Annotated in this window: 24 protein-coding genes; 9 read left to right on the top strand and 15 right to left on the bottom strand. The window is 63.1% G+C overall.

Annotated features, from left to right (window positions below):
• The first annotated feature begins 3 nt into the window (after positions 1-3).
• Positions 4-990 carry a dihydroxyacetone kinase subunit DhaK gene (gene dhaK, locus AC1D1B_RS01380; RefSeq protein ID WP_477328926.1) on the top strand — a complete coding sequence of 329 codons (987 nt, stop codon included), beginning with the start codon at positions 4-6 and terminating at the stop codon, positions 988-990.
• A 50-nt stretch (positions 991-1,040) separates the two neighbouring features.
• Here dhaK and AC1D1B_RS01385 read toward each other — a convergent pair whose 3' ends face one another.
• Positions 1,041-1,136: a lasso RiPP family leader peptide-containing protein gene (locus tag AC1D1B_RS01385; RefSeq protein ID WP_477328927.1), complete on the bottom strand. Its 96-nt coding sequence runs from the start codon at positions 1,134-1,136 to the stop codon at positions 1,041-1,043.
• A 448-nt stretch (positions 1,137-1,584) separates the two neighbouring features.
• Here AC1D1B_RS01385 and AC1D1B_RS01390 point away from each other — a divergent pair, with 448 nt between their 5' ends.
• The gene (locus tag AC1D1B_RS01390; RefSeq protein ID WP_477328928.1) at positions 1,585-2,610 is read left to right on the top strand and encodes a nucleotidyltransferase family protein; all 1,026 of its coding nucleotides are present in this window, start codon (positions 1,585-1,587) and stop codon (positions 2,608-2,610) included.
• Positions 2,600-3,607, top strand: coding sequence for a formyltransferase family protein (locus tag AC1D1B_RS01395; RefSeq protein WP_477328929.1), 1,008 nt, complete (start codon positions 2,600-2,602; stop codon positions 3,605-3,607). The genes AC1D1B_RS01390 and AC1D1B_RS01395 overlap by 11 nt, the downstream gene beginning before the upstream one ends.
• Before the next feature lie 7 nt (positions 3,608-3,614).
• Here AC1D1B_RS01395 and AC1D1B_RS01400 read toward each other — a convergent pair whose 3' ends face one another.
• From AC1D1B_RS01400 to AC1D1B_RS01415, 4 genes are all read right to left on the bottom strand, one after another.
• The gene (locus AC1D1B_RS01400; RefSeq protein WP_477328930.1) at positions 3,615-4,601 is read right to left on the bottom strand and encodes a serine kinase; all 987 of its coding nucleotides are present in this window, start codon (positions 4,599-4,601) and stop codon (positions 3,615-3,617) included.
• Entirely contained in the window at positions 4,598-5,032 is a 435-nt protein-coding gene (locus AC1D1B_RS01405; RefSeq protein WP_477328931.1) for a lasso peptide biosynthesis B2 protein, read from the bottom strand. The genes AC1D1B_RS01400 and AC1D1B_RS01405 overlap by 4 nt, the downstream gene beginning before the upstream one ends.
• Positions 5,032-5,319: a PqqD family protein gene (locus tag AC1D1B_RS01410; RefSeq protein WP_181056487.1), complete on the bottom strand. Its 288-nt coding sequence runs from the start codon at positions 5,317-5,319 to the stop codon at positions 5,032-5,034. The genes AC1D1B_RS01405 and AC1D1B_RS01410 overlap by 1 nt, the downstream gene beginning before the upstream one ends.
• A 535-nt stretch (positions 5,320-5,854) precedes the next feature.
• Positions 5,855-6,682 (bottom strand): DUF2259 domain-containing protein, encoded by an 828-nt coding sequence (locus tag AC1D1B_RS01415; RefSeq protein ID WP_477330495.1) that lies wholly within the window; start codon positions 6,680-6,682, stop codon positions 5,855-5,857.
• Between the two features lie 180 nt (positions 6,683-6,862).
• Between AC1D1B_RS01415 and AC1D1B_RS01420 the strand changes: the two genes are divergently transcribed.
• The 4 genes from AC1D1B_RS01420 to AC1D1B_RS01435 all read left to right on the top strand — a co-directional run bounded on the left by AC1D1B_RS01420 (position 6,863) and on the right by AC1D1B_RS01435 (position 11,653).
• Entirely contained in the window at positions 6,863-8,770 is a 1,908-nt protein-coding gene (locus AC1D1B_RS01420; RefSeq protein ID WP_477328932.1) for a propionyl-CoA synthetase, read from the top strand.
• A 130-nt stretch (positions 8,771-8,900) separates the two neighbouring features.
• Positions 8,901-9,980 (top strand): acyltransferase family protein, encoded by a 1,080-nt coding sequence (locus AC1D1B_RS01425; protein ID WP_477328933.1) that lies wholly within the window; start codon positions 8,901-8,903, stop codon positions 9,978-9,980.
• A 203-nt stretch (positions 9,981-10,183) separates the two neighbouring features.
• Positions 10,184-10,891: a metallophosphoesterase family protein gene (locus AC1D1B_RS01430; RefSeq protein WP_477328934.1), complete on the top strand. Its 708-nt coding sequence runs from the start codon at positions 10,184-10,186 to the stop codon at positions 10,889-10,891.
• A gap of 108 nt (positions 10,892-10,999) precedes the next feature.
• Complete coding sequence (locus tag AC1D1B_RS01435) at positions 11,000-11,653, top strand: DJ-1/PfpI family protein (RefSeq protein ID WP_477328935.1); 654 nt, start codon at positions 11,000-11,002, stop codon at positions 11,651-11,653.
• Positions 11,654-11,686: 33 nt separating this feature from the next.
• On the opposite strand, the gene AC1D1B_RS01440 is transcribed toward AC1D1B_RS01435, so the two are convergent.
• The 6 genes from AC1D1B_RS01440 to AC1D1B_RS01465 all read right to left on the bottom strand — a co-directional run bounded on the left by AC1D1B_RS01440 (position 11,687) and on the right by AC1D1B_RS01465 (position 19,377).
• Positions 11,687-14,065: a polysaccharide biosynthesis tyrosine autokinase gene (locus AC1D1B_RS01440; protein WP_477328936.1), complete on the bottom strand. Its 2,379-nt coding sequence runs from the start codon at positions 14,063-14,065 to the stop codon at positions 11,687-11,689.
• 191 nt (positions 14,066-14,256) lie between these two features.
• On the bottom strand, positions 14,257-15,153 hold the full coding sequence (galU, locus tag AC1D1B_RS01445; protein ID WP_477328937.1) for a UTP--glucose-1-phosphate uridylyltransferase GalU: 897 nt from the start codon (positions 15,151-15,153) through the stop codon (positions 14,257-14,259).
• Positions 15,154-15,277: 124 nt separating this feature from the next.
• Positions 15,278-16,228 carry a glycosyltransferase family 2 protein gene (locus AC1D1B_RS01450; RefSeq protein ID WP_477328938.1) on the bottom strand — a complete coding sequence of 317 codons (951 nt, stop codon included), beginning with the start codon at positions 16,226-16,228 and terminating at the stop codon, positions 15,278-15,280.
• Entirely contained in the window at positions 16,218-17,165 is a 948-nt protein-coding gene (locus tag AC1D1B_RS01455) for a glycosyltransferase family 2 protein (protein ID WP_477328939.1), read from the bottom strand. The genes AC1D1B_RS01450 and AC1D1B_RS01455 overlap by 11 nt, the downstream gene beginning before the upstream one ends.
• Entirely contained in the window at positions 17,165-18,160 is a 996-nt protein-coding gene (locus AC1D1B_RS01460) for a glycosyltransferase family 2 protein (protein WP_477328940.1), read from the bottom strand. Before AC1D1B_RS01460 ends, AC1D1B_RS01455 begins: the two co-directional genes overlap by 1 nt.
• A 44-nt stretch (positions 18,161-18,204) precedes the next feature.
• Positions 18,205-19,377 (bottom strand): glycosyltransferase, encoded by a 1,173-nt coding sequence (locus AC1D1B_RS01465; RefSeq protein ID WP_477328941.1) that lies wholly within the window; start codon positions 19,375-19,377, stop codon positions 18,205-18,207.
• 194 nt (positions 19,378-19,571) lie between these two features.
• On the opposite strand from AC1D1B_RS01465, the gene AC1D1B_RS01470 reads away from it, so the two are divergent.
• Together AC1D1B_RS01470 and AC1D1B_RS01475 are read left to right on the top strand one after the other, a co-directional pair.
• The gene (locus AC1D1B_RS01470) at positions 19,572-21,068 is read left to right on the top strand and encodes a lipopolysaccharide biosynthesis protein (RefSeq protein ID WP_477328942.1); all 1,497 of its coding nucleotides are present in this window, start codon (positions 19,572-19,574) and stop codon (positions 21,066-21,068) included.
• A 36-nt stretch (positions 21,069-21,104) separates the two neighbouring features.
• Entirely contained in the window at positions 21,105-22,127 is a 1,023-nt protein-coding gene (locus AC1D1B_RS01475; RefSeq protein WP_477328943.1) for a phosphoribosyltransferase, read from the top strand.
• Positions 22,128-22,146: 19 nt separating this feature from the next.
• Here the strand turns inward: AC1D1B_RS01475 and AC1D1B_RS01480 are convergent, their stop codons facing one another.
• The 4 genes from AC1D1B_RS01480 to AC1D1B_RS01495 all read right to left on the bottom strand — a co-directional run bounded on the left by AC1D1B_RS01480 (position 22,147) and on the right by AC1D1B_RS01495 (position 26,626).
• On the bottom strand, positions 22,147-23,226 hold the full coding sequence (locus AC1D1B_RS01480) for a glycosyltransferase (RefSeq protein ID WP_477328944.1): 1,080 nt from the start codon (positions 23,224-23,226) through the stop codon (positions 22,147-22,149).
• 55 nt (positions 23,227-23,281) lie between these two features.
• Positions 23,282-23,731 (bottom strand): hypothetical protein, encoded by a 450-nt coding sequence (locus AC1D1B_RS01485; RefSeq protein ID WP_477328945.1) that lies wholly within the window; start codon positions 23,729-23,731, stop codon positions 23,282-23,284.
• A 14-nt stretch (positions 23,732-23,745) separates the two neighbouring features.
• A complete protein-coding gene (locus AC1D1B_RS01490; protein ID WP_477328946.1) occupies positions 23,746-25,194 on the bottom strand; it encodes a GMC oxidoreductase in 1,449 nt (482 codons plus the stop codon).
• A gap of 100 nt (positions 25,195-25,294) precedes the next feature.
• A complete protein-coding gene (locus AC1D1B_RS01495) occupies positions 25,295-26,626 on the bottom strand; it encodes a UDP-glucose dehydrogenase family protein (RefSeq protein WP_477328947.1) in 1,332 nt (443 codons plus the stop codon).
• Positions 26,627-26,654 lie beyond the last annotated feature (28 nt).

The following is a 26,654-nucleotide window of genomic DNA, read 5'->3' on the forward strand; positions in this document are numbered from 1 at the left end:
CACATGAAGAAATTTATGAATTCAGTCGACACGGTGCTGACCGAAAGCCTCGATGGTTTCGTTGCCGCCCATGCCGACATTCTGGTGCTGGGTGACGAGCACAAATTCATCCGTCGCAAGGTGCTGAAGCCGGGGAAAGTCGCGCTGATCTCGGGCGGCGGCTCCGGTCACGAGCCGCTGCACGCCGGCTTTGTCGGCCACGGCATGCTGGACGCTGCCTGCCCCGGCCAGGTTTTCACCTCGCCGACGCCGGACCAGATGCTGGCGGCTGCCGCGGCCGTCGACACCGGCGCCGGCTGCCTGTTCATCGTCAAGAACTATGAAGGCGATGTGATGAATTTCGACATGGCGGCCGAGATGACCGACGGCGTCCTGCAGGTGGTGACCAATGACGACGTCGCGGTCGAGAATTCGTCCTACACCACCGGCCGGCGCGGCGTTGCCGGCACGCTGGTGGTGGAGAAGATCGTCGGCGCCGCCGCCGATCAAGGCATGGCATTGCCGGATCTCAAGGTGCTCGGCGATCGCGTCAACGGTGCAACGCGTTCAATGGGCGTGGCGCTGACCAGCTGCACCGTGCCGGCGGCCGGCAGGCCGACGTTCAACATTGGGGACGGCGAGATGGAATTTGGGGTCGGCATTCATGGCGAGCCCGGCCGGCGTCGCGATACGTTGAAAAGCGCCGATGCTATCGCCGAAGAAATCTGCGCCGCGATCCTGGGCGATCTCGGCGACAGGGCGAAAGGCCCGGCGCTGCTGTTCGTCAACGGCTTTGGCGGCACGCCGCTGATGGAGCTCTATCTGATGTACAACAGCGCCCGAAAAATCTTCGAGAAACAGGGCGTGACGGTGACCCGCTCGCTGGCCGGATCCTATGTGACGTCGCTCGACATGGCCGGATGCTCGATCACGCTGACCATGTTGGATGATGAGGCGACGTCATTGTGGGACGCGCCCGTGCATACGGCTGCGCTGCGCTGGGGAATGTAGCGGAGAGGATTGCCCGATATTCCGATCGGGCGGCGTCATGAACTTGCAGCTTAGCCCGCGGGACCGGACGCACCATTAGCCGCCGTGACGCTGGACAGCTTGCCTGCCTTGCGCAACACGGGCGCTTCGTATGGCTTCTTGGTCATCGCATTTCCCCCTTTGCCGACAAGCCTAATACCGGCCCTGACAAGGCCAGTGGCGCGACCTGTCGCGTTCCTGTCTGTAACCCGGCATCTGGCCTCAGCCAAACGATGTCACAGAAGTCTTAAAGCCCCTTTGACGGCCCACCGGCAACCAGACTGGACAGTTTTCCCGCCTTGCGCAGCACAGGCGCCTCATACTTTTTCTTGGTCATTTCCAAACACCCTTTGAGTCCGGTGGGAAAGAATGGACGGAACCCCCGGAAAGTCAATTCATGAGCCGGTTCTGCCACCACACGCTGGCTTCATGCATGCTTTTCTGCAACATACGCCTCCCAGAGCAGTTCGCCGAAACGGCGACTGCTCTAGTTTCTTGTTTTGACGCAATTCCGGACGGAAAACCGCTTCACACTTTTCCTGGAATTGCTCCATTAGGCTAACGTCATCCGGGCTAATGCTGCCATCTCTTGCGCCTGCCGATGAAAAACTGCTGCTGACCTTCGCCGATCCGGAGGCGCGGGTTGCCGTTGACAGTGACGCTGCTGCCAAAAGCTTGCTGGCGCTGCTCGCCAATGCCGAGTTCCACGGCGTGCTGCCGATCATGCTGCGCAAGCTCAGGGAAATCGGCGATGCCCAATTGCCGGCGGACGCAGCCTTGCAGCAGAAATTGTCGGAACTGCGCGACCAGTCGACGCTGGCGACCGGCCAATCGATGCTGCTGCAGTATCATGGTGATCGCATCATGAAGGCATTGGCGGCGAAAGGCGTTCCGGCCCGCATCGTCAAGGGTCCGGTCTTCGCGCGCAAACTTTACCGCCACGCCGCCGACCGGCCATTCACCGACATCGACATCCTGGTTGAGCCGGCCAGCATCGCCGAGGCCAACACGGTGATTGCCGGATGCGGCTTCGAGCTGTGTAGCGGCGAAGCGCAGTCGCAGGATCTGCAGGAGTTCAAATGGCTGGAGAAGGAGAATACCAGCCTGCTGATCGAACTGCACGGCAACCTGGTGCATGATTCCGGTATGCGGCGGCGACTCTCGTTGGGCTTTCGCGAATTGCAGACCATCGATGGCGGCGAGGCCGACACGCCGGCCGCGCTGCTGACCATCGCCATCGTGCACGCCGCGGGCGGCCACAAGTTCCACCGGCTGCAGCTTTGCGTCGACGTGCTGCAAGGCGTACGCGCGCTGCGCTCATCCGTGGATGAGGACCGGTTGTTCGAGGCGGCGCGCATGAGCGGCATCGAGCTCGAACTGGCGACGGTTCTCAATGTAACGGGGCGGCTGTTTAATGCACCGCGCGCGATCGGGCTGGCCGAGCGCATCAAGCCCGACCTCTCGATACGGTTGGCCAAATGGCTCATCACCGGCGATACGCTGCTCGGCGTCAATTCCAGGGACAAGATGCATTCGCGCCTGCGCCGCGACGCCTTCCGCTGGGTCCAGCGGCTTAGCCGATCCAAGTCCCATGCGGCCTGAGCAGGCGGTGGATCCGGGAGCGTCGCTCTCGGCTGTCTTTGTCAGCGAAATCTCGTCTCTCACCGCACCGATGCTGGCTGCCTGGGTTGAGAAAGGTCATCGCATCGCGGCTGTGGTCGTGCCCGGCCCGCGGTTGGGCAAGCAGTCGAGCGTCAGCGCCTGGCGCCGGCGCCGACGCCGTCGGTCGATTTTAAGGCGCTACCTTGGCCACAGACATCCACCGCTGATCGAATTCGCTCCGTCCCATGATTGGGCTGAGCTGGGGCGGCAGCTAGCTGCGCTCGAGGCCGATCTTCTGATCTGCTTCGGTTTTCGTGGGCTGATCCCGCAGGCGGTGCTGACACTGTTTCCAAAGGGCGGATTGAACCTGCATCCGGCGCTGCTGCCGCACTATCGCGGCCCTCATCCGATTCACAGGCTGGTCATCGACGGCAACCACGAAATCCACGGCGGTGTCACCCTTCACAAGATGACGGCGGCATTCGACCAGGGTGATATTCTGGCGCAGATCGCGTTATCGGTCGAGGATTGGCACTCGGCAGCGACCGTCTCAGCAGCTATTGCCGGCGCAATGGCCAGGCTGGTGGCGGACGCCGTACCCGAATATTGCCGTGCCAGGCTAACCGGCATGCCACAGCCCAGCGGCGAGTATGTTTGGGCGCAGTTGGAGCGAAGCCCGCTGATTGTTGGTGGCGAGTCGTCGAGCGCCCATGTCGCCAGGCTATGCCGCATCATTGGACCCAGCGTTGCGGTCAACGTGCTGGTAAACGGAAAACCGGTTCGACTGGCGCAGCCTATCCTGCGGCCCCGACCCGCGACCGGCAAGGCGTCGATGCACCGATGGGGAGTTGTGGCATTTGATTGCGCGGATAGGCGGGTTGTTCACCTGGCCTACAACCGGCTAACCCGACTGCTCATGCAATTGCAGCGAAAGTTCGGATCCGTGCGGCAGCGAAGGCCGGCGCTTCCGATACAAAAATTTCGATCCAAGGACTAAGTGGGCGTCAGTCGGCCAGCGCGGCACGGATCAATGTTGACGCCTCGGCCGGGTTCGCGCCGACTTCCAGCGTGAAGGTCGGGACCGCTTTGACCAGCATCGCGATGGTTGCCATGCGGCGCTTCTGCGCCGGCAAAAGGCCGGTCATTCCGGTCCTGACATTGTCGGCGGCGAGCGCCACCATGGCGTCGGTCCTGGCCATGGGCACCAGCCGGGTTTGCGCGTCCGGCGAGCGGGCGAGATGAAGCAGCGCCGCAACCGGCCTGTCGGCCGTCTCCTCGATGCGGACAATCTCGGCCAGGCGCTCCAGCGAGACGGCCTGCTCGCCATTGGCGTCCCATTTGTCGCCGAGGCAGGGGGCCACGAAAGGCAGCATTGCCGCCGTGTGGCGGTGGACCTTCACCTTGCGCGGCAAACCCCAGGCGGTGATACCGCCGGACGCAAGCTTGAGGATCATGACGTCGTCCGAGCACAGGCCGAAGCCTTGCGATGCCAGCGCCAGCGACGTCGTCGATTTGCCGGTGCCGCTCGGCGCGTGGATCAGCACGAGCACCTCGCGGCCGGGCAACGTCAGGCCGGCGGTGTGGAGCATGTGCTGACCACCGGCATCGAGGGCGGCATCCAGCACCATCATCAGCAACGTCCATTTGACCTTGGCGTCGGGATGAACGTGGATTTCAGCCCAGCCCTCATCGGCATTGATCGCGACGGTCTGCAGGCCGGGAAAGATCAGGTGAACGATGCCGCCACCGTCGATCAGCCGGCAATGGCCGTCCTCCGGCACCTCGCCGTCGAAAGCGAGTTTGCCGGCAGGCGATTCCCGCAGCGCCGACGTCTCGACGATGTTGACGCGGAAACCGGGCTCGACGGGTCCGGCCATACGCAGCGTGCCGAGCATGAGGTCGAAGCTCGGCCAGAGATCGGCCCGCGAGGCCGATATGCTGATGACCTGGCCCTTGAGATCATAGCAGAAAGTGGCCGCCAAACCGGTCAAGCAGCGTGCGCCTTTCCGGCATCGGCGTGATGGCGATAGATCTGCACCATGCCGGGGAGGCTGTCGCTGACCACCGGCCGGCCGTCGAGGCAAACCCAGCAATGGGCGGACATGCGCGGCGCCTGCATCGACTGCGGATCGACGCCGAAGCGCAGATCGGGATCGAAGCCGGCAAAGCGCAGGAAGCGGTGGGCCAGCAGGCCTTCCCTAAGGCATCTGCGGTCGCGCATCAGCCATGGGTGCCGGACGGTGCGATTGACGGCCGCCACGATGTAGGCGGACGACAGGCCGCGATAAGGGGTGGGTGCGCTGAGCGGCGCCCATTTCAACACCGATTCGAAGCTGCGGCGGCCGATCAGGACCGGCATCAGCCGCGCGCTTGCCCACAGGTGGGCGCGAAACAGGGTGCGCAGGAGAATGCCGTCCGCCATCACGCAGCCGGGTCGGCGAGAATGCCTTCGCTCACCAGTTCGGCGGCCAGCGCCGCCATGTCCTGGTCGAGCGTATCCTTGTCGACCTCGAACTCGTCGGAAAGCAGGACGACGATCTGGTCGAGGCTGCGGGCGCCGTCGACCTTGTCGAGAAAGGCTTCGGTGGTGCCGTTGCAGGTGTAAAGCTGGCCGCTGCGTGCGAGCAGCACGACAGCGCCATCGCCGACATGCTGGACTGAGGCATCATCCGCCAGCCGCAGAACCATTTCAGAAGCGATTTGGGCCATGGAGCCCCTCCAGACCATTTCCTGGAGAGCAGATAGCGCGGCAATGCGGCGCTGTCCATTGCGCGGATGGGAGGGAGAACAGGCCGGTCTGGCCGATCTGTGGCAATCCGGCAACGGCAACACCTCTACGACACTCCCAACCAAAACACGGTGGAGACATCCAATCCTGGGTTGTGGTAACTTCCACGCCGTTACAGGGTGAGAGCAGGAATCCGCCCCAGAAATAGTCGGTGATCGCGCCTGAAAATCACCGCCGAAAACCGTCAAGCCGGCTGTCGGACAGGGTCAAGGTGTTGCTTTTCTTACCTTAAGTAAGCTATGGAGTCGCCGGGGTCTTGGGAGAGCATTGGGTATGCGTTACAATTGGGAGCGGGCTCCGACGGCGTTCGAACGCCATCGGAAGGCATTGGCAGCCGCCATATTGATTGCGGGTGGCGTCGGCCTGATGCTGGCGGCCTTGCCGCTTTAAGAACTGATATCCGACACAAGCCTCTGTGGGGCGCATAAGCTTGCACCCCGCGAGGCAGGCTGTGGCTCAGCGTGCCTGGCCGGTCACGGCGATGAAGCGGCGGTCGCGCCCCTCAAAACCCTGGCTGAAGCGCTGCACCAGCACAGCCAGCACGGCCGGTTTGGCGGGCGGCGTGTATTCGTAGAATTCCGACAGACTGTAGGAGGTCGGGCAGTTGCGCGAGCCGGGCACAGTCTTGTCCTCGTGCAGCACCTTGAACGGTTTGCCGTCCTGCCCCTGCAGCGACAGGCGGAAGCCGAGCGCCTTGCCCGTCTTGTCCCCTTGAAGTGACTTGTCACCCTGAAGTGTCCTGTCGCCTTGCTGGTCGTCCGGCTTTGCATCGTCGAAGCTTGCCGAGCAATCCGTCTTGCTGTCGGCCAGGATCTCATCGAGCTGAATGGTCGAGATCCCTGTTTCATCATAGAACGGCGACAGCCATTTCTGTCCGGCCTGCTCGAGGCGGAAGATGTCGTTATACTCGACCGTGTCGTCGGGGAAGGTGAACCTGTCAAAGGCCGTGCGCTCACCGCGTGCGGCGATGGCATATTTGGCCAGGATGGGCGCGGCCTGGCTGGCCGCCTGCGCGCGGGCCTGTTCCACCGTCGTGGTCGCCTCTTCCGATTCGTCGAGGACAAGGATCGGCTTGCCGCCGACGAACTCGTCGGTTCTCGTGTCGATGATATCGATCTCAGACCAGCCGGAAACGGCGGCGTCGATCTCGCCATATTGCTCGAAGGCGAATAATTGCCGTCGGGCGAAAAGCCGATGATGCGCCTTGCTGCGGCATCGCCGGCCTGAGCTGCGGAAACGACGGTCAGCAGCAGCGCTGCCCCCACGGCAGACCCAACCCCGTATCCCACCATCATCGCGCGCCCTGCCCTGATTTCAAACCCGGGCAATCGTGCCTGCGATTTGCGGCCAAGGCGAGATCGACTATCCGCCAATTTTGGGAAAGAGATGGCATTTGGGGGAAGACATGGCCGGGAGAACCCGCTTAGGCTATTGCAAGATAGAGAATTTTCCCGGGAGGACTGAATGGCGTCACGCTACCACGAGGTCTATGACGGCTGGAAACGCGACCCGGAACAGTTCTGGGCTGATGCCGCCGAGGCGATCGACTGGTATTCGCCATGGACCAGTGTGTTCGATGCCAAGGCAGGCGTTTACGGGCGCTGGTTCAACGGCGCCACCTGCAACACCTGCTTCAACGCTCTCGACCGCCATGTCGCCGGCGGCCGCGCCGACCAGATCGCGCTGATCTATGACAGCGCCATCACCGGCACGGTCAAGAAATTCACCTATGCCGAGTTGAAGCGCGAAGTGGTGGCGCTGACCTCGGTGCTGAAGAACCGCGGCATCGTCAAGGGCGACCGCGTCATCATCTACATGCCGATGGTGGCCGAAGCGGCGATCGCCATGCTGGCCTGCTCCCGCATCGGCGCGGTGCATTCGGTCGTGTTCGGCGGCTTTGCCTCGCATGAGCTTGCCACCCGCATCGACGATGCCAAGCCGAAGCTGATCATTTCGGCCTCCTGCGGCCTGGAGCCCGGACGCGTCGTTGCCTACAAGCCACTGCTCGACAAGGCGATCGAAATGTCGCAGCACAAGCCGGATGCCTGCCTGATCCTGCAGCGCGATCAGTTGCGCTGCGAGCTGAAGGACCACTACGACATCGACTTTGCCGACGCGGTTGCGCGCGAGCGCGCGGCCGGCGCCAATGTCGACTGCGTTCCGGTGCTCGCCACCGATCCGCTCTACATCATCTACACCTCCGGCACGACCGGCCAGCCGAAGGGCATCGTGCGAGACAATGGCGGCCATATGGTCGCGCTCAAATGGACGATGGAAAACGAGTTCGGCGTCAAGCCGGGCGAGGTGTTCTGGGCGGCATCCGATGTCGGCTGGGTGGTCGGCCATTCCTACATCGTCTACGGGCCGCTGCTGCATGGCGCGACCAGCGTGCTGTTCGAGGGCAAGCCGATCGGCACGCCCGACGCCGGCACCTACTGGCGGGTGATAGCCGAACACGGCGTGGTGGCCCTGTTCACGGCGCCGACCGCCTTCCGCGCCATCAAGGGGCAGGACCCCAAAGGCGAATTCGTGCCGAAATACGATTTGTCCAAATTCCGCACTCTGTTCCTCGCCGGCGAACGCGCCGACCCCGAAACCATCAAATGGGCTGAGCAGAAGCTCAACGTACCGGTGGTCGACCATTGGTGGCAGACCGAGACCGGCTCGCCGATGACCATCAATCCGGCGGGCCTTGGCCTGCTTCCGGTGAAATACGGCTCGCCCGGCGTGCCGATGCCGGGCTACGACATTCGCGTGCTCGACGATGCCGGCCATGAGGTGGCGCGCGGCACGCTGGGCAATGTGGTGGTCAAACTGCCGCTGCCGGCCGGCTGCCTGCCGACGCTGTGGAACGCCGACGCTCGCTTCCGGCAAGCCTATCTCGAAGAGTTCCCCGGCTACTACAAGACGGCGGATGCCGGTATGGTCGACGAGGACGGCTACCTCTATGTCATGGCGCGCACCGACGACATCATCAATGTCGCCGGCCACCGGCTGTCGACAGGCGCCATGGAAGAGGTGCTTTCAGCGCATCCCGATGTCGCCGAATGCGCAGTCATCGGCATCGCCGATCAGATGAAGGGCCAAGTGCCGCTCGGCTTTGTCGTGCTCAATGCCGGCGTTGCCCGCGATACCAGCGCCATCGAGAGCGAGGTGGTTTCCCTGGTGCGCGAACGGATCGGCCCGGTCGCCGCCTTCAAGACGGTGGTGACGATCAAGCGCTTGCCCAAGACGCGTTCCGGCAAGATCCTGCGCGGCACCATGCAGAAGATCGCCGACAAGGAAGAGTGGACGATGCCGGCGACCATCGACGATCCCGTCATCTTCGACGAGATCACCGCGGCGCTCAAAGCCCGCGGCTTCGGGGTCTGACCGCTCGCGTTGCCGGAGACCGAGCCGGCCAGGGGCGTGGCGGCAAAATCATCCCGCACCGCAATCGTCTGTTGTGCAATGCAGCAATAGACTTTAGAATTTGCGCGGGGGGTCATTCCGAAGGTACGGCATGGCTCAGCACAAGACGACATTCGGCGGTGTCGACATATTGCGTTTTCTCGCCGCCGTGATGGTGATGTTCTACCACTACGGTTTCTGGGTGTGGGCATTTCCCGGCGGTATTTCGGCCCGCGCCACCGGCGGCATCCCGCCGCATCCGGAAATGGCGTTTGTCGGTTCAGGCTGGGTCGGCGTCCAAATCTTCTTCGTCATCAGCGGCTTCGTCATCGCCTTCAGCGCCGAAAAGTCGACGCCGCTGCGGTTTTTCGAGGCACGGGTGAAGCGGCTGGCGCCGGCGGTCTGGGTCTGCGCGCCGATCACCGCTGTCGTGCTGCTCTTCCTTGGCCTCAGCTGGCCGACGGATGCGGTGGTCCGGCTCTTGCGGACCGGGCTTTTCGTTCCCTTCGAGCCGTGGGTGGACAGCGTCTACTGGACGCTCGGCATCGAGATCGCCTTCTACGCCATCGTCTGGACCTTGCTCAGGCTCGGCCGCTTCGATCTGATGGAGACGGTAGCCGTTGTCATCGGGCTGGTCAGCACGCTGTTCTGGTGCCTGTATTATCCGCTCGATCTCTCCGACCTCGCCGAGACGCGCTGGCTGCAGCTGACGCTGGTGCATCATGGCGCGTTCTTTGCGCTCGGCGTCCTGTTGTGGCTGATGCGGTTCAAGGCTGTGACTCCGGCTAGGCTCGGCTTCTCGGCATTGTTCCTGCTGGGCGGTGCGCTGCAGATCATGAGTTCTGTCGACGTGCACGCCATCAAGGTCGAGGCGGCGATGCCCTATGCGACGCCGATCGTCATCTTCCTCGCGGCGATAGCGCTGATGGCATGGTCGCTGCGGCTCAACCTTTCCTGGTCCGGTTGGCGCCGCATCGGCCTGATGACCTATCCGCTCTATCTGATCCATGACGTCGTCGGCGCGGCGATGATCGGCGCCATGATGCGCGCCGGCGTGCCCTATCTGCTGGCGATCGCTGTTGCCGGGGCGACGATGATCGCCGCGAGTTGGCTGGTGGCGATCGAGGCCGAGCCGCGCATCCGGCTGCTGCTCGACCACACCGTCTTCCGCTACCGTCTCAAGGCCGCCTGACATCACGTCTTGAGAGACCGGCCGGCGAAAACAGCCGGCCGGCCGTTATGGAATTTCCAACGCCTGCCCTGTATCCACGGTTTTGCGGTGCGCCACGAAGGCGTAGCGTGACAACGAAACCCTATTTTCGGCAGGCATCGAGCCCCGTGGCCTTGTTTCAGCGATCCAGACCCCCTCGGCCGGCGCCGCGCGAGCGCCTGGAAATGGATATGGAGGACACCGTCGTCTACGCGATCGGCGACGTGCATGGCTGCTACAAGGAATTGCTGTCGCTGGAGGCGAAGATCGCGCTCGACGCGCAGCAGTTCCGCGGCCGCAAGATCATGGTCATGCTTGGCGACTATATCGACCGCGGGCCGCAATCGGCGCGCGTGATCGATCATCTGCTGGCGCCGCCGCCACAGGGGTTCCTGCGCGTCTGCCTGGCGGGAAACCACGAAGTCGCGATGCTCAACTATCTCGACGGCTATCTGTCACGAGACCGCTGGCTGGCGGTCGGCGGCCGCGAAACGCTGTTTTCCTACGGCGTCGATCCAGCGCGGCTTGCAAGCCTCTATGCCTCAAGCGACGAGGTCGACCGGCGCATCAAGGAGGTCATCCCCGCCAGCCATATCGACTTCCTGCGCAGCCTGCCGGTGTTGCTCTGTTCGGACAAATTCGTCTTCGTCCATGCCGGCATCAGGCCGGGCATCGACCTCGTGGCACAGGATGAGCAAGACCTGCTCAACATCCGCGACGAGTTCTTCAATGCCGCCCATCTGCTCGACCGCTTTGTGGTGCACGGGCACACGCCGGTCGACATGCCAACGCTCGACGGGCGAAGGCTCGACATCGACACCGGCGCCTTTCACAGCGGCCGGCTGACCGCCGTCAGGATCGCCGACAAATTCGGCAAGCTGATCTTTTCCTGAGCGCAGAAAACGACTGGCGATTCGCTATCGCATGCTTCAGATTCGATGTAGGCCTAGCAATAATACTTGCTGCCGACAGTTGAATGCGGCTTTGCCAGGGGCGCGACGATGAGAATCGGCATTCCGGTTTACGATCATGTCGACATGCTCGATGTGACGGGTCCGTTCGAAATGTTCGACTGGGCCGGATTCGAGATTGACCTGCTTGCGGAAAAACCGGGGATGAAACGGTTCCGCGGCAAAGGTTTCGCCTTCGAAGTTACCAAAGGCTTTGCCGATGCGCGCAAATACGATGCGCTCTGGGTTCCCGGCGGCGACCCGAAGGCGCTTGCCAAAATCATCGACGATCCCAAGCGGCGATATCTCGATTTCCTTATTGCTCAGGCGAAGCGCGCGCCAATGGTGTGTTCGGTGTGCGAAGGCGCCATGCTGCTTGCCGCCGCGGGGCTGCTGGACGGATATCACGCGACCACGCACTGGGCCTTCGTTCCGTGCTTTGCGGAGCGCTTTCCCAAAGTCATCGTCGCCGAAGGCAATCCGCGTTTCATCCTCGACCGCGACCGCATGACCGGTGGCGGGATTTCGTCGGGACTGGACGAAGCGCTGATGCTTATCCAACTGTTGAAGGGAACGGTTGCCGCGCAGGCGGTTCAGCAAACGATGCAGTACTATCCGAACCCGCCGGTCAGCAGCGCCATACCGCCGGCGCCGGCAAGCTGCCCCATTCCGCAAGCAAAGGCGTCAAAGCAGGCCAGCGTCTGACACTGGCCTGCTTGAACTCGTTCTGCGCCGACTCTAGGCAGCCGTCTTGGCGCGCAGGTCGGACTTCTCGAGATAATAGGTCGAATAGCGGTCGAAGAACTTTTCCGAGCCGCCGAGCGAGCCGTATTTCGCCAGCTTCTTCAGGTCGACCTTGTTGAGCACGGCGCCGACGACCTTGTTGGCGACGTAAGGCTCCTGTTCCAGCAGCGAGCGCACCATGGCGCGCGGCGTGCGGCCCCATTCGGCGACCAGCACGAAGCCGTCGACCAGTGGCGCGAAGGCTTTGGCGTCGACCACGGGGCCGAGCGGCGGCAGGTCGACGACGATGTACTCGAACGTCTCCTTGGCATTGTCGATGAAGCGCCGCATGCCGGCCGACGAAAGCAGCTCGCTGGTGTGCGAGAACTGGCCGCGCAGCACGGCCGGGATGATCGCCAGCTTGGTCTGGCGGTCGACCTTGCCGACCGACTGCCAGGTCTGGCCGTTGACCACGGCTTCCATCAGCCCTTGCTCGGCCTCCATGCCGAGGTTGCGGCTGAGGCCCGGATTGCGCAGATCGGCGTCGATCAAAAGGGTCTTCGAGCCGTTGGCGGCCAGCAATCCAGCCAGATTGGCGGCGACGGTCGACTTGCCCTCGCCGGGCAGGACCGAGACCACACCGATGACCCGGCTGCCTTGGCCTTCCATGACGACATCGAAGGCGATCTTGGCGTTGCGCAGCGTCTCCGAGAACATCGATGCCGGAGCATCTACGCTGACCCGCATGCGCGCCCGTTTTTCGGCCGCCGACAATGTGTTGGTGCTTTTGGCATCCGCCGCACCATCGTCGCCGTCCTTGCCGAGCCTGCCGCCGATCGTCGGCAAATAGCCGAGGAATTTGAGGCCGACGCGATCGCGAATGTCCTCGCCGGTCCTGAAGAAGCGTTCGTTGAACTCGTTCAGGCCACCAAAGCCGGCGCCGAGCAGCACGCCAAGCACCAGTGCCAGCGCCAGCACCCTGGAGGTACGCGGGCTGGAGGCGGAAAGCGGCGCTGATGCATCCGAGATGATACGCACCTTGCCGACCGGGAAGGACTGCTGCTGCGAGGCTTCCTCATAGCGGCCGAGGAAGGTCTGGTAGAGCGTGGTCAGCGCCTGCGCCTGCTGGTCGAGTTCGCGCAGCTTGACCTGCGACTGGTTGTCGACGGAGCTCTTGCCGGCCGCGTCGGAGATTTTCTGCCTCATCGACGTCTCGCGCGAAAGCGCGACTTCATACTCGTTGCGGTAGCTTTCGGTCAGTTGCTTCAACTCGCCGAAAATCTGGGTCGACAGATCGGCCTTCTCCTTGGCCAGCGCCACTGCTTGCGGATGTTCGGCGCCGAAATTGGCTGTCACATCCTGCAGCCGCTTGGCGACGGTGAGATAGCGGGTCTTGAGCGTTGCAATGACGGAACTCGCCGGCTGGTCGCTCGATATTGCGGAATCGTTGAAGGCGTTGTCCGAACCGCTTTCGACGATGGCCTTGTACTGCTGGTAGCGGGCGCTGGCGCGCGCCGTGTCGGCCTGGGCGACGATCAGCTGGGCGGTAAGATCGGCGATCTGCTTGTCGCTGATCAGCTGGCCGTCACTGTTGGCGGCCAGTCCATGTTCAGAGCGGAATTTTTCGACCGCCAGAGCGGCCGCCTGTGAGTTCTGACGAAGCTCGGTCAGCCGGCCCTGCAGCCAGACCGCCGCGCGCTCGGTGGCGTCGAAGCTGGCGTTGAGCTGGTCGGCGAGATAGGCGTCGGCATAAGCCTTGGTGATGGCGGTGGCGAGCGCCGGATTCGACGACTGGTAACCGATGGCAAGCACATAGGAGCGGCCGTTGCGCTGCGCCAGCACCTCGCTCTGCAGCTTCAGCACGGCGTAGTCGTGGCGCGCCGTCTGCATCATGGCCTGGCGTGTCGCCTCATCGACGTTTTCCATGCCGGGAATCTGGTCGGCGGAACTTGAGCGGAAATAGCCGACCACGCCGCGCACGAAGCCGATGCCCTTGACCAGCGCCGATTGCGGCGGGTTCATGAACTCTTCGTTCTGGTCGAGCTTCAGCTTGTCGACCACCACCGAGGCCAGCCGCGCCGAGGTGATGATTTCGATCTGGCTGAGCAGGGCGGCGTCTGTCTGCATGGTGACGGATGCAGCCGAGATGTCGTCGACGACCTTGTTCAGGCCTTCGTCGATCAGCACACTGGCGACCGACATGTATTGCTTGGGCGTGGTCTGCAGATAGAGCACGCCCAGGAACAGGCCGATGATGGCGCAGACCGCCACCACCTTGACCTGACGCGCCGCCATGCCAAGCAGACGCTCGACGTCGATGAAGTCTTCACCCTTTTCCTGATCGGTGTTGGGCAATGGCATCCTCTTGTCGAGAGGAAAGCTGGCATAATTCATCTTCGGTCCAATTCTAGGTTACAGGCGCCGGAGCGAGACGGGGTCAGGCCCCACCTCGTCCGAAGCTGCGGAGATCGGGGGCAAAGCATGCAACGCAAGCTTCATGCCATCTGGCGCCGGACCTGAGCGGCCAAGCGCGCAGGCATGGGCTGCGCCATCGTCCAAACGCATATGCCCGCGAAAGATGGGCATTATGCGGCCACTTCCTGACGCTCATGCGACCGCACGAACGCTTGCAGCATTTCAAGCACCGGCCCCTTCATATCGTCGCGCGCCAGCGCGAAGGCGATGGTGGCCTCGATGAAGCCTTCCTTGGAGCCACAGTCGAACATGCGGCCGTTGAAAGGCTGGGCAAAGAAAGACTGGCTTTTCGCCAGGCGGACCATGGCGTCGGTGAGCTGGATCTCGTTGCCGGCGCCGCGCTGCTGATTGCCCAGCAGCGAGAAGATTTCGGGCTGCAGGATGTAGCGGCCGTTGATGTAATAATTCGACGGCGCGTTGGCCGGCGCCGGCTTTTCGACCATGGCCGTCACCTCGAAGCCGCTGCCGACCTCAGCGCCACGACCGACAATGCCGTATTTGCTGGTCTCGGACGGGTCGCATCGCTCGACGGCGATGACGTTGCCGCCGGTCTGCCGGTAGAGATCCATGGTCTCGGCGAGGCAGCCGCGGCCGCCGAAGGACACCATGTCGGGGAGCAGCAGGGCAAACGGCTCGTCGCCGATGACCTCGCGCGCGCACCACACCGCGTGGCCGAGACCTTGAGGCGACTGCTGGCGGATGAAGCTGGTGGCGCCGGCCACCGGCAGCATGCTTTCGAGCGCCTCGAGTTGGGTCTTCTTGCCTGTCTGTTCCAGCGTTCCGATCAATTCAGGATGCAGGTCGAAATAGTCCTCGATGACAGCCTTGTTGCGGCCGGTGACGAACACGATGTGCTCGATGCCGGCTTCGAACGCCTCATCCACCGCATATTGGACGACGGGCCGGTCGACCACGGGCAGCATTTCCTTCGGCATCGATTTGGTCGCCGGCAGGAACCGTGTTCCAAGCCCCGCCACCGGGATGACTGCCTTCCTGACTTTCTGCATCTGGTATTCCTTCTGAGAGAAAAGATTTCTACCTATCGCCGGCAATTCATTGTTCGAGCATGATCTTTTCCGAAAATCGGTTCCCACTTTTCGGGATCATGCTCTAGAAAATGGCCTGCATGCTTCATCTCCCCGTCCCCACGGCAAACTGTGCCGCCACCCTCTTGAGCCGAACGGCGATCGGCATCGACATATGCCTGACAGCCGCCGGATCACTTAGCGCGGTGCGTATCGCCTTCAACGGCGAACGCGCCTTGATGTGCTGGACCAGCGACAGGAACGATGCCGCCTTGCGCAGGCTGCGGGCGCGCCTGGCGAAGGCGGCCGCGGCAGCCGCGTCCATGGAATTGGTCTCGGCGAAGACCGCATCGGCCTTGCGCATCGCCTCGACATGGTGAAGCTCGAGCACACGCGAGATCGAGCCTGTGCGAATGTGGTAGATATAGCCGGTCGTCGGCTCGACCACGCATTTGCCGCCCTTGGCCAGCGCATTGGCGAGCAGGATGTAGTCCTCGCCTATGCTCAGATTTTCATCATAGCGGAGTCCGTTTTCGGTCAGGAAGCGGCGCTCGAAGATCGGCTTGAGATAGCCGAGATTGAACGTGGATTCGAAAACGATGTTTCCGGCGATGTAGTCGGCGAGTGTGATTTCGCGCAGGCCTTCCAGATAGTCGGCCGGAAACATCGTCGCTTCGGCGACGCCGTCCTCGCGCACCACCTGGAGATTGTCGACGGCGATCACAGCCCCCGCTTTCTCGGCCCGTGCGATCATCGCGCCGAGCCGTCCGGGAAGGACGGCATCGTCCGAATCGAGCACCGCGACCCAGCGGCCGGAAGCCAGCTCGAGCCCGGCATTCCTGGCGCCGCCAGGGCCGCGATTTGCCGGCAGTGCAATCACTTTGACGACATCTTCGGGATAGGCTCTCGCGACGTCGAGCGTGTTGTCGCGCGACTGGTCGTCGACGACGATGATTTCAACGCTCACATCGCGCTGGGCGATGGCGCTGACGATCGCCCGGTCGAGCGTGGCCGCGGCATTGTAGGCGGCGATGACAAAGGAGACGTCAGGCTGCACGCTTGCCTCCTTGCTGTGGGGAAGGCAGGCCGTACTGGCGAATTTCGCTCATACCGACCAGGCCGCTGACGACGCCGACATGCATGATGCCGCGCAGCATGCTGCGGTTGCGGCGGACCGGGCTGATCACGGTCAGCGCCGCCATGCCGAAGCAGTAGGCGGCCTTGGCCGAGGCAAGGCCGACATCCTTCGCGCGCCTGACAGCACCGGCATTTTGGCCGATGAGATGGCCATGCGTCTGGCCGAAGCGGAAGCGGCGGCGGCGCAGCCAGTCGAACGCCGCGCGGCTGTTCGGCACAACCTCCTCGACCCAGGCCTGCGGTGCAAAGGCGATGCGGCCGCCGGCTTTGACCATGCGATCGAAGAATTCCGTGTCTTCGCCACCACTTTGGCCGCGCGCCAGGCTGAAACGTCGGTCGCGCAGGCTGTCGGCGCTCATCCTCAAAAGCACGTTGCAGGTGTAGCCAGTGCGGATTTCGCCGTGCACCCAGACCGGCAAGGTCGAATGGAAATCGCCCTTGCGCATCCAGTCCGGCGCATCCGGGCGGTAGAGCGCCCGCACCGGACCGAGCACGGCCTCGGCGCCGCTTGTCTCCGCCGCAGCGACCAGTTCGGCCAGCCATTGCGCGGAGGCAGTTTCATCGTCGTCGATGAAGGCGACATAATCCGCCGTGCTGGCGTCAAGGCAAGCGTTGCGCGCGACCGAGATGTTGCGCGCCGGGGCATGTCGGTAGCGGACCAGAAGCTTCAACTCCCGCGCCAGTTCGGTCACCAGCGCCTGTGCAGTCGGCTCGTCGTCATTGTCGGCGACGATGACGCCGATGCCGAAGCCGGCAGGCATGTTCATGGCAGCGAGCGAGCGCAGCGTGTCGGCCAATTCCGGCCGTCGGAACGTGCAGACGCAGATGTCGATGCGGCGATCCCTGGCCATGCTCATCACGCCACCTTGCGCTGCGATCGCGCCCCGAGCAGTTGCAGCCAAAACCCGACCGACCAGCCGAGATGCATGACCATCGCCGAAATGCCGGCCAGCACATTGTTGGGATTGCGCTGGGCAATCGCGGTCCACACGCCATAGCCCAGACAGACCGAGGCCCAGACCAGCAGCGGCACCGCCGCCAGCCAATGGATGAAGGAGAATGCCGCCAGAAGAACGACCGGCGCCACCAGCAGCGGGATCATCTGCCGTACCTTCGGGATCATGCGGTGCTTGAGGACGTTCTTGGCGCGACCGCGGCCATAGCCGAGATACTGGAAATACAGGCCTTTCAGCGATGAGCGCGGATAGTAGACCATCTGCGTCTTGCCGCTCATCCAGATGCGGTAACCGGCCTGGCGCAGCCGGTAATCGAGCTCGGCATCCTCATTGTGGCTGAAGGTCTCGTCATAGCCGCCGACCGCGGTGAAGGCCGAGATCCGGATCAGCGCGTGGTGGCCATGGTCGACCCATTCGCCGGCCGAGAGATGCCTGTGCTTGGAGCCGCCGGTGCCCAGCTTGGAATTCTGCGCCGCCGCCACCGCTTTCTGCACCGCGCCGCTGCCGCTGGTCAGCATCGAGACGACCACCGAATCGGCACCCGTGGCCAGCGCCTCCTCGACCAGCCGGTCGCAATAATCCGCGGGATAGCCGCCATGGGCGTCGATGCGGATGAGATATTCGGCGCCGGCGCCGAAGCTCGCAACAGCGAGGTTGATCGCCGCGCTCTGGATGCGTTTTGGGTTGCGCAGGAGGATGATTTGCGGATCCTGAGCGGCAACCGCCTCGACAATGGCCAAAGTGCCGTCCGTGCTGCCGCCATCGGCAACGACGATGCGGGCGCCGAGCCTTGCAGCGGCTGGCTGCAACTGCTCGAGCAATGCACCGATATGCGTCGCCTCGTTCAGGCACGGGATAACGATCAGGCTTGGCGGAAGCGCTCCGGTTTGGGTCATCGGTGTCTTCCTGTGTTCTGCACTTTTGTCATTGCCAGCCATCCCTACGCCAGTGCCTCGGTGACGAAGGAGCCGGGTGAAACCGCCAGACCGCGCAGCCGGTCGACAAAGGCGCGGCAGTCGCTGCGGTCGTAGCTCCACGTCCTCGGGTTGCGGGCCAGCACGCGCGCCTTGGCCTTGCCAAAGCGCTCCTGGTCCATGCGGCCAAGCACGGTTTCGAGCGTCTCGGGCGTGGCATCCGAGAGCAGGACGCCAATGTCCTGCTGATTGAGGAAGCGCCCGGTCTCGGTGTTGCCCATCGAGATCGGCACGGCGCCAAAGCGGCAGCCCTCATAGAGACGGTTGGGCAGCAGCCATTCCGAATTCTGCCCTTCCTCGAAGAAGTCGATGGCCCAGGAGAAATGCACTTCACCATAGATTGCCGCCATGTCTTCCGGGTTGCGGTAGGGGCCACGGAAGGAGAGATAGGGCTCGGCGTCGACAAAAGCGTGGAAATCCGGGAATTCGGACAGTGCCGGACGGCCCCGGAGGACGACTTCGAAGCGCCCGCCCTGGCGGCGGGTGAAGTCGGCCAGCAGTTCCAGCGAGCGGCGGCAGCGCAGCGCGCCGAACCAGCCGATGCGCCATGGCGGCGCGACAGGGTTTTCGGCCTTCAGCCGGTCGTCCACGGCGATCGCCGTGGTTTCGAAATATTTGTTTTCGACCAGCTCCACCGGGGCCGCGACTTGCCCGAACGGCTTGAAATAATTGGCGATGAAGGCCGGTGAGCTGGTCACCAGAAGCTTCACGTCGCGCGCGAGATAGCGCTCGGCGGTGCGCAACGCCTTGCCCAGCATGTCGTTGCGCAGCACCAGGCGGTGGATGTCGAGGCATTCGTAGACGATCGGCACGCCGCCGCGAAAGGCGGCCTTGGCACGCCTGGCCAGCGCCAGCATTTCCAGATTGCGGGCGATGATGAGATCGGGCTTCGGCATCGCCGCTAACTTCGAGCCTATCGAGAGCGCCGCCTTGGCGACCGCCGCCAGGCGCTGGCCGAATCGGCCGTCACGCGTCGCGCCAAGGTCGATCGGCTGCAGCCCCTCGACGTCGGGAACAGCATTTGTGGTCCGACGGAAGCCGGCCAATGTGACCCGCGCGCCGCCTGCCCTGAGCATTATGATCCGCCGGCGCACTGCCGGGTCGGAGACGTCGTGCACAAGGTACAAGACATGCAGCATGAAAACTCGACCGCTGTTGGCCCACCCAAGGGAATGCTAACCCAGCTTTTGCTGCATCGCAACATTTTTGGTGCGCCGTAGCAATGCGTGCACGTTTTTTGTTGCACTGCAAAAACGTATTGCTGTAGTTTGTTGATGGCGGCGGGCGCCGGTCATGACGATGTCGGACCGACGTAAAATCAGGAATCCTGAATTTGGAAACCAGTGCATTCGATCCGCCCGAGGGCTCACTGCGCAAATCGGTCGGACGCGGCGCTGTCGTTACCGCCATGGCGCAAAGCGTCCGGGTCGCAACGCAGATCGTCTCCGTTATCGTGTTGTCGCGGCTTCTGTCGCCGCAGGATTTCGGCGTTGTGGCGATGTGCGCGCCTGTGCTTGCCTTTATCGCGCTGTTCCAGGATTTCGGCCTGACCCAGGCGACGATCCAGAAGACCGGCATCCGGCACGAGGAGGTCAACTACCTGTTCTGGGTCAATGTCGCCGTCAGTGCGGTGCTGGCCTGCGTGCTTGTGGGTGCAGCGCCGTTGGTTGCCGCATTCTATGGCGAACCGCGGGTGACGGGCCTGGTGGCCGCGTTCGGGCTGCAGATCATGGCCTATGGTCTCGGCGCCCAGCATCTGGCGCTGTTGACGCGCCGCATGCAGTTTGCCCGGCTGGCCGCTATCGACGTCGCAAGCGCCGTGATTGGCCTCGCCGTCTCGATCGCCTGGACCTTCATCGACCGCTCCTACTGGGCGCTGTTTGCCGGTACGCTGACAGGCGCCGTGCTGCCGACGCTTTGCTACTGGGCAAGCTCGCAATGGCGCCCCGGCCTGCCGCGCAAGGTCGACGGCATCAGGGCGCTGATCAATTTCGGCGCCGGGATTACCGGCTTCAACTTCGCCAACTTCTTCGCCCGCAACCTCGACAATGTGCTGATCGGCAAATATTGGGGCGAAGCCCAGCTCGGCCTCTATGACCGCGCCTACAAACTGCTCCTGTTTCCGCTGAGCCAGATCACCAATCCGCTGTCGAAGGTGATGGTACCGGCGCTGTCCAGGCTGAAGGACGAGCCGGACCGTTACCGCAGCGCCTACCTGCGCGTCATGCCGCTGATCCTTTTGGTGGCGTTGCCGGGCGTTGCCTTCGCCACCGCAATGTCCGACGTGCTCATCCCGTTCGTGCTCGGCGAGCAGTGGCGTGCAAGCGCCTCGATCTTCCTGGCGCTAGGCTTTGCCGGGCTGTTGCAACCGCTCAACAACCCGGCGGGATGGCTTTTCGTCAGCCAGGGCCGTTCCGGCGACTTCATGCGCTGGGGAATCGTCACGGCGGTGACATCGGTGATCGCCTTCGCCATCGGCCTGCCCTATGGCGCGTTCGGCGTCGCGGTCGCCTACGCGGTCAGCGAATATATGCGGACGCCGTTCCTGTGGCTCTATGTCGGCAAGGCCGGCCCGTTGCAGGCGCGCCATGTTCTGTACGCGGCAGCGCCTTTCGTGCTTGGCGCGCATCTGGCGCTGGCCGCCGTGTGGTTCGCCAAGCCGCTGCTACCGGCACAGCCGGTCATCGCGTTGGCTGCCGGGGCCGTGCTCGCCTACGCCATCACCATTCTCGTCTCACTTTTGTTCGGCGCCGGCCGCGAGGCGCTCCGGGAGGCGGTGAAATTGATACCCGCACGGGGTTTTGTCCCGGCACCCAGCGAGGCGAAGTGACCATGTTTGTCGCGCGCCGATTTGAGGGCTAACACCATGAATTACCGATCGATCTCCGACATGAACGACGCCATCCTGCGCAATCTGCACCGGTTGCCGCGCGACATCGACCTGGTGGTGGGCGTTCCCCGCAGCGGTATTCTCGCGGCGACGCTGGTCAGCCTGACGGCCAACATCCCGATGACCGATCTCGACAGCTTTCTCGCCGGCAGGATCTACACGTCGGGCATCACCAAGCGGCGCGCCGCGCTCGACCGGCAGCATGCCGAGATGCGCAATATCCTGGTGATCGACGACAGCATCGCCGGCGGCAACGCGATACGCGATGCCCGTACCAAGATCGCTGCCGCCGGCATCCAGGGCGATTTCGTCTACGCCGCGGTGTTCGGACTGCAGCCGGAGCATCAGGAAACCGACATCGTGCTGGAGGTCGTGCCGCATCCCCGGATGTTCCAATGGAATTTCATGCATCACATCTTCCTCGAGCAATGCTGCGTCGACATTGACGGCGTTCTCTGTCTCGACCCGACCGAGGAAGAAAACGATGACGGGCCGATCTACGAGAAATTCCTGGCCGAGGCGCGGACGCTGCTCGGGCCGACCCGCAAGATCGGCTGGCTGGTCACCAGCCGGCTGGAAAAATACCGCAAGCTGACCGAAGCCTGGCTGGCCAAACACGAGATCAAATACGACCACCTGATCATGCTCGACCTGCCGAGCAAGGCGGAGCGGCAAAGGCTCGGCGCGCATGGCAGCTTCAAGGCCGAGTTCTACCGCAAGTCGAATGCTATCCTGTTCATCGAGAGCGAGCATGAGCAGGCGCTCAAGATCGCCAAGCTGTCGGGCAAGCCGGTGCTGTGTGTCGAAACCAACATCGTCAGCTTCCCCGACGCGCTGTCGCTGCCAGCGCTGGAGCAAGCGGCGCGCAACCTGCCGGCCAGGCTGCGCCAGATCAATTCGCCCGAGGGACGCAAGTCGGTGGTCAAGAAGGCGGCGCGCACGCTGCTGGGCGAGCGCGGCTACGAGACGTTGAAGAACCGGGTCAAGCGGCCAGCTTAAAGTCCGTTGACACAGCGTGCTACGCGGCTCGGCGCGGCCTCTGTTGCGCCGCCCGGTCGATCAGCGAAAAGAAGGTCGCGAACTGGGCTTCGGGGTTGAGCGCCGGCCGCTCCGAGAAGGTCCGCGCTGCCGCTGATATCCGCGTGTATTCCTCAGCGTCGTTCCACAGCCGCCTAACCGCCGCTGCCCAGTCGGCGAGCGGCGCGTCATAGTCCAGCACCACGCCGCCCGAGCCGATTGCTTCGGGCAGGCCGCCGCGGCGCGAACCGACCACCGGAATGCCGCTGCAATGGGCCTCCGACGCTACCCTGCCCCAGGCCTCTTCCCACTTTGAGGGGGCCAGCAGAATCCTGGTGCGGCCATAGACGGTTTTCATATCGCTGGTGCGGTTTTCCAGCGTGACATTGCCGAGCGGCGCGATGGTCGCCTCGATGCGGGCGCGATGGTCGTCTTCCAGCTTCCAGCTTTCGACGAACAGGAACGGGATTTCGGGGCAGGCGCCGGCAATGCGCACCGCAAGGTCGAAGCCTTTTTCCTCATAGGGATTGATCAGCGTGACGAATTCGCCAGTCGTCGGCGTCGCGTAATGCGCCGGGTTGATCATCGGTGGAATGACGGTGGCATCGATGTCGAATTTTTCCTTGTAGGTGCGCGCAGTGAATTCGGAATTGGCGATGTAAAGCGCCGAATCCAGTTCGCGCAGGTCGCCGGCCAGTTCGTGGAATTCGACATTCCTGAGATAGACGACCAGCGGCACACCCTCGGCCTGCAGCGCCTTGCCGATCGGAACCGAGTTGTGGCACTGGACCACGGCGACATCCGGCTTGAGCTTCTTGACGGCAAAGCCGGCCGCCTCCCAGGGATACCAGGCCCGCACGACGGGATAGCCGAGGTGGGAATCGATGGCGCCGCGCTGCCGCAAGAGCTTCATCTTGGCGCGCGCCTTGAGGCCGAACATGCCGTCGCCGAATAGCGCGGCCAGCACCGACGCTTCGTGGCCATGTTCGAGCAACTGCTCGGCCAGATGGTGGGTGCTGGACTGGACGCCGCCGCTGAATTCGGGTGGATAGCCGCTGCCGCCTGCGAAAAGCACTTTCATCGGACTAGGCTCCTTGTCGTTATTCTGCCCGGCAACAGCAACGCTGTTGCCGGGCTTACGCGACCTTTGGCGGTTCCAGATTGGCGAATGGATTGGTGCATGACTGCCACCCGGTGAAGCGGATCGGGTCGTTCGGCGAGCTGCGCCAGGCATAGTCGGTCAGCATGTGGAATTCGGCCAGCACAAAGCGGTCGAAATGCCTGAGATAGCGCCTTTTCTCCCGCGGCAGCAGCTGGCGCGCCTCACCCAGTCTCGCCGTCTCGAGCAGGGTGATGGCGTCGCCCAGGTTTCCGCCCGGGGATATCCAGGGATTGCGGTTTTGAAATTCCAGCACGAACTGCTGCAGATGTTCGACGCGTATGTTCAATTTGCCGAGGTATTTTTCGAGCGTGATCAGGACCAGATCCTCATCCGAGAAGGAGGACACTGCGGCATAGGCGATGCCGGTCGAGGCAACCCCGCCGGCGACGAAGGCCAGTGCTGCACGTCGTGATATCTTCGTCATTCCGGCAGCTCCTTTCATGCCGCTATCCGGCTTGCCGCACGCAAGGAGAGCGCTGCCGCCGTCAGGCTCGGATTGACGCAGGAACAGCTCGGATAAGAGCTGGTGCCGACGACGACCAGGTTCCTCACCTGGTGGTGGATCATGTCGCGATCGATGACCGAATCGGCCGGACCCGTGCCCATTCGCAACGTGCCCTGGACATGCGATTCGGTCGGCCGAATGCCGCGGTCGAAGATCCGTTCCACCGGCAGGGGGCCGAGCAGCGCCGGCAGCTTGTCCAGCGCTTTCGCCATGCCCTTGACGGCGTAGTCGGACGCCCCCTTGAAGGAGACGAAGGCATTTTCGTCTTTGTCGAGGATGACGTGGTTTTCGGGATCGAGCAGGTTTTCCGTCACCATGACGATCGGCAGCGTCTGCCGCAGCCGTCCCTTCTCCGCCCGCATGCCATGCTGCCAGCGGTTTTCGAAATAGACGAGCGCTGCCCCATGCTCTGCCCTGTGCGGGCCGTCATAGAGGCCGAAATTCAATCCGGTGGTGATGGTGGAACCATCGAAATTGTCGATGCCCTCGAGATAGACCTCGAAGTTCCAGCCATAGGATTCATGCAGGCCGAGGCCGACGAATTCACCGCCCAGTCCGGAGCGCAGCATGATCGCTGGGCTCTGGATGGCATTGGCGCCAAGCACGAACAGATCACCGCTGACCGTGTATTCCTTGCCATCATGCATGAACGTCACCGAACGCACGGAACCGCCGACATGATCGAGCCGCCGCACTTCCGCGCCGAGGCAGACCGAAACGTCGGGATGCTCGAAGACGTGCATGAGGCCATTGTTGACGGTGAATTTCGCATCGGCCGGACAGAGCCAGCAACGCAGATTGGCGCAGCACGATGTCCGCTGTGACGTCGGCACCCGGGCGCGTGCGGTCGGCATGACGAAATGCTGGCCCGGCTGCGCCGCCTTCATCATCCGGTCCGGCGTCGACATGCGATGCGGCGGCTGCGGAAACGGCTTTGAGCGCGGCAGCATCGTCGCCATGTCGGGATCGCCCGAAATCGACATGACCTCCTCTGCCTCGCAGTAGAAAGGCTCGAGCTCGTCATAGGAGATCGGCCAGTCATTGCCGATGCCGTAGAGGCTCTTCAGGCGGAAGTCGTTGGGGTGGAACCGCGGCGTTTGCGCAAACCAGCAATTGGTGCCGCCGCCGAGCCCGATCGTGTAGTTCCACGGCTTGTCGGCATTGTCGGTCTTGTAGGTGGTCTCGTCATCGATGTCGGTATTGGCGTTCTGCTGCAGCTGCCATTCATGCGTGTTGTGGCGGCCCCATTCCAGCACCAGGATGCGCGCCTTGCGGCGCTGGGCGAAGGCATGCAGGAAGAAGGCCGATCCGAAACCGGAACCGATCGCGACGAGATCGAAATGCTCGTTGGCGATTTGCTCGGGCTTGACGTCCAGCACCATCAGATCCTGCCTTCTTTCACGACCGACGCATTCAACCGGCGGCCTCGTTGTCGCTCGTCGAGGCCCAACCGGTCGGTCAATCTGTTTTCGATGCCTGTCTTCACGCCGCCATCCTGCCGATCGAGAAATACTCAATGCCATGGCGGGCGATGACCTTGGGGTCGTAGAGGTTGCGGCCGTCGAAGATGACCGGCGTGGTCAGCGCATCCTTCACAGCGTCGAAGGACGGGGCGCGGAAACTCTTCCACTCGGTGGCGATCAGCAACGCGTCGGCGCCGCGCAGCGCCGCCTCCTTGGTGCCGCACAACAGCAGATCGTCGCGCAGACCGTAGATGGCCTGGCATTCCTGCATCGCCTCGGGATCATAGGCCTGCACATTGGCGCCGGCCTGCCACAGCGCCTCCATCAGGACGCGTGCCGGCGCCTCACGCATGTCGTCGGTGTTGGGCTTGAAGGCCAGGCCCCAGAGCGCGAAAGTCTTGCCCTTGAGGTTGCCCTTGAAGTAGCGGTTCACCTTGTCGAACAGCACCGACTTCTGCGCGTTGTTGCGCTCTTCAACGGCACGCAGCAGCTTGGCGTCGAACTTGACCCCCTCGGCGGTCTTGATCAAAGCGCGCACGTCCTTGGGGAAGCACGAGCCGCCATAGCCGAGGCCGGGATAGATGAAGTGGTAGCCGATGCGCGGATCCGAGCCGATACCCTTGCGCACCTCCTCGATGTCGGCACCGAGTTCCTCGGCCAGATTGGCCATCTCGTTCATGAAGGAGATCTTGGTCGCCAGCATGCAATTGGCGGCGTATTTGGTGAATTCGGCACTGCGCACGTCCATCACGATCATCTTCTCGTGGTTGCGGTTGAACGGCGCGTAGAGCTCGCGCATCACCGCCTCGGTGTCCTCGCTGTTGGTGCCGACGATGATGCGGTCGGGCTTCATGCAGTCTGCGACGGCGGAGCCTTCCTTGAGGAATTCCGGATTGGAGGCGACATCGAAAGCCAGATCCTGGCGTCCGCGCGCCTTCAGCGTCTCGGCGATCCTAGCCTTGACCTTTTCGCAGGTGCCGACCGGCACCGTCGATTTTCCGACCACGATCTTGGGGCTGTCCATCTCGCGGCCAATGGTCTCGGCCACCGCCAGCACATATTTGAGGTCGGCCGAGCCATCCTCGCCAGGCGGCGTGCCGACCGCAATCATCTGGATCTCGCCATGCTTGACGCCGGCGGCGGCATCGGTGGTGAACTTGATGCGGCCGGCGGCGTGGTTCTCCTTGACCAAGGCCTCCAGTCCCGGCTCGAAAATCGGCACCAGGCCCTGGTTGAGCCGCTCGACCTTCTTTTCATCGACGTCGACGCACACCACCTGGTGCCCGACTTCCGCCAGCACCGCGGCCTGCACGAGACCGACATAGCCAATTCCAAAGACCGTCAAATTCATTCGGGTTAATTCCTGTTCACGCCCTTTG

This window comes from Mesorhizobium sp. P2_C5_2, from assembly GCF_056404535.1.

Bases quoted from the DNA above. Each gene is read 5' to 3' on its own strand.
- AC1D1B_RS01435 (WP_477328935.1), top strand. From the start codon at position 11,000: ATGAGAATCGGCATTCCGGTTTACGATCATGTCGACATGCTCGATGTG.
- AC1D1B_RS01475 (WP_477328943.1), top strand. From the start codon at position 21,105: ATGAATTACCGATCGATCTCCGACATGAACGACGCCATCCTGCGCAAT.
- AC1D1B_RS01440 (WP_477328936.1), bottom strand. From the start codon at position 14,065: ATGAATTATGCCAGCTTTCCTCTCGACAAGAGGATGCCATTGCCCAAC.
- galU (WP_477328937.1), bottom strand. From the start codon at position 15,153: ATGCAGAAAGTCAGGAAGGCAGTCATCCCGGTGGCGGGGCTTGGAACA.
- AC1D1B_RS01455 (WP_477328939.1), bottom strand. From the start codon at position 17,165: ATGAGCATGGCCAGGGATCGCCGCATCGACATCTGCGTCTGCACGTTC.
- AC1D1B_RS01485 (WP_477328945.1), bottom strand. From the start codon at position 23,731: ATGACGAAGATATCACGACGTGCAGCACTGGCCTTCGTCGCCGGCGGG.
- AC1D1B_RS01425 (WP_477328933.1), top strand. From the start codon at position 8,901: ATGGCTCAGCACAAGACGACATTCGGCGGTGTCGACATATTGCGTTTT.
- AC1D1B_RS01460 (WP_477328940.1), bottom strand. From the start codon at position 18,160: ATGACCCAAACCGGAGCGCTTCCGCCAAGCCTGATCGTTATCCCGTGC.
- AC1D1B_RS01465 (WP_477328941.1), bottom strand. From the start codon at position 19,377: ATGCTGCATGTCTTGTACCTTGTGCACGACGTCTCCGACCCGGCAGTG.
- AC1D1B_RS01395 (WP_477328929.1), top strand. From the start codon at position 2,600: ATGCGGCCTGAGCAGGCGGTGGATCCGGGAGCGTCGCTCTCGGCTGTC.
- AC1D1B_RS01405 (WP_477328931.1), bottom strand. From the start codon at position 5,032: ATGGCGGACGGCATTCTCCTGCGCACCCTGTTTCGCGCCCACCTGTGG.
- AC1D1B_RS01420 (WP_477328932.1), top strand. From the start codon at position 6,863: ATGGCGTCACGCTACCACGAGGTCTATGACGGCTGGAAACGCGACCCG.
- AC1D1B_RS01430 (WP_477328934.1), top strand. From the start codon at position 10,184: ATGGATATGGAGGACACCGTCGTCTACGCGATCGGCGACGTGCATGGC.
- AC1D1B_RS01390 (WP_477328928.1), top strand. From the start codon at position 1,585: ATGCTGCCATCTCTTGCGCCTGCCGATGAAAAACTGCTGCTGACCTTC.
- AC1D1B_RS01410 (WP_181056487.1), bottom strand. From the start codon at position 5,319: ATGGCCCAAATCGCTTCTGAAATGGTTCTGCGGCTGGCGGATGATGCC.
- AC1D1B_RS01385 (WP_477328927.1), bottom strand. From the start codon at position 1,136: ATGACCAAGAAGCCATACGAAGCGCCCGTGTTGCGCAAGGCAGGCAAG.
- dhaK (WP_477328926.1), top strand. From the start codon at position 4: ATGAAGAAATTTATGAATTCAGTCGACACGGTGCTGACCGAAAGCCTC.
- AC1D1B_RS01495 (WP_477328947.1), bottom strand. From the start codon at position 26,626: ATGAATTTGACGGTCTTTGGAATTGGCTATGTCGGTCTCGTGCAGGCC.
- AC1D1B_RS01490 (WP_477328946.1), bottom strand. From the start codon at position 25,194: ATGGTGCTGGACGTCAAGCCCGAGCAAATCGCCAACGAGCATTTCGAT.
- AC1D1B_RS01480 (WP_477328944.1), bottom strand. From the start codon at position 23,226: ATGAAAGTGCTTTTCGCAGGCGGCAGCGGCTATCCACCCGAATTCAGC.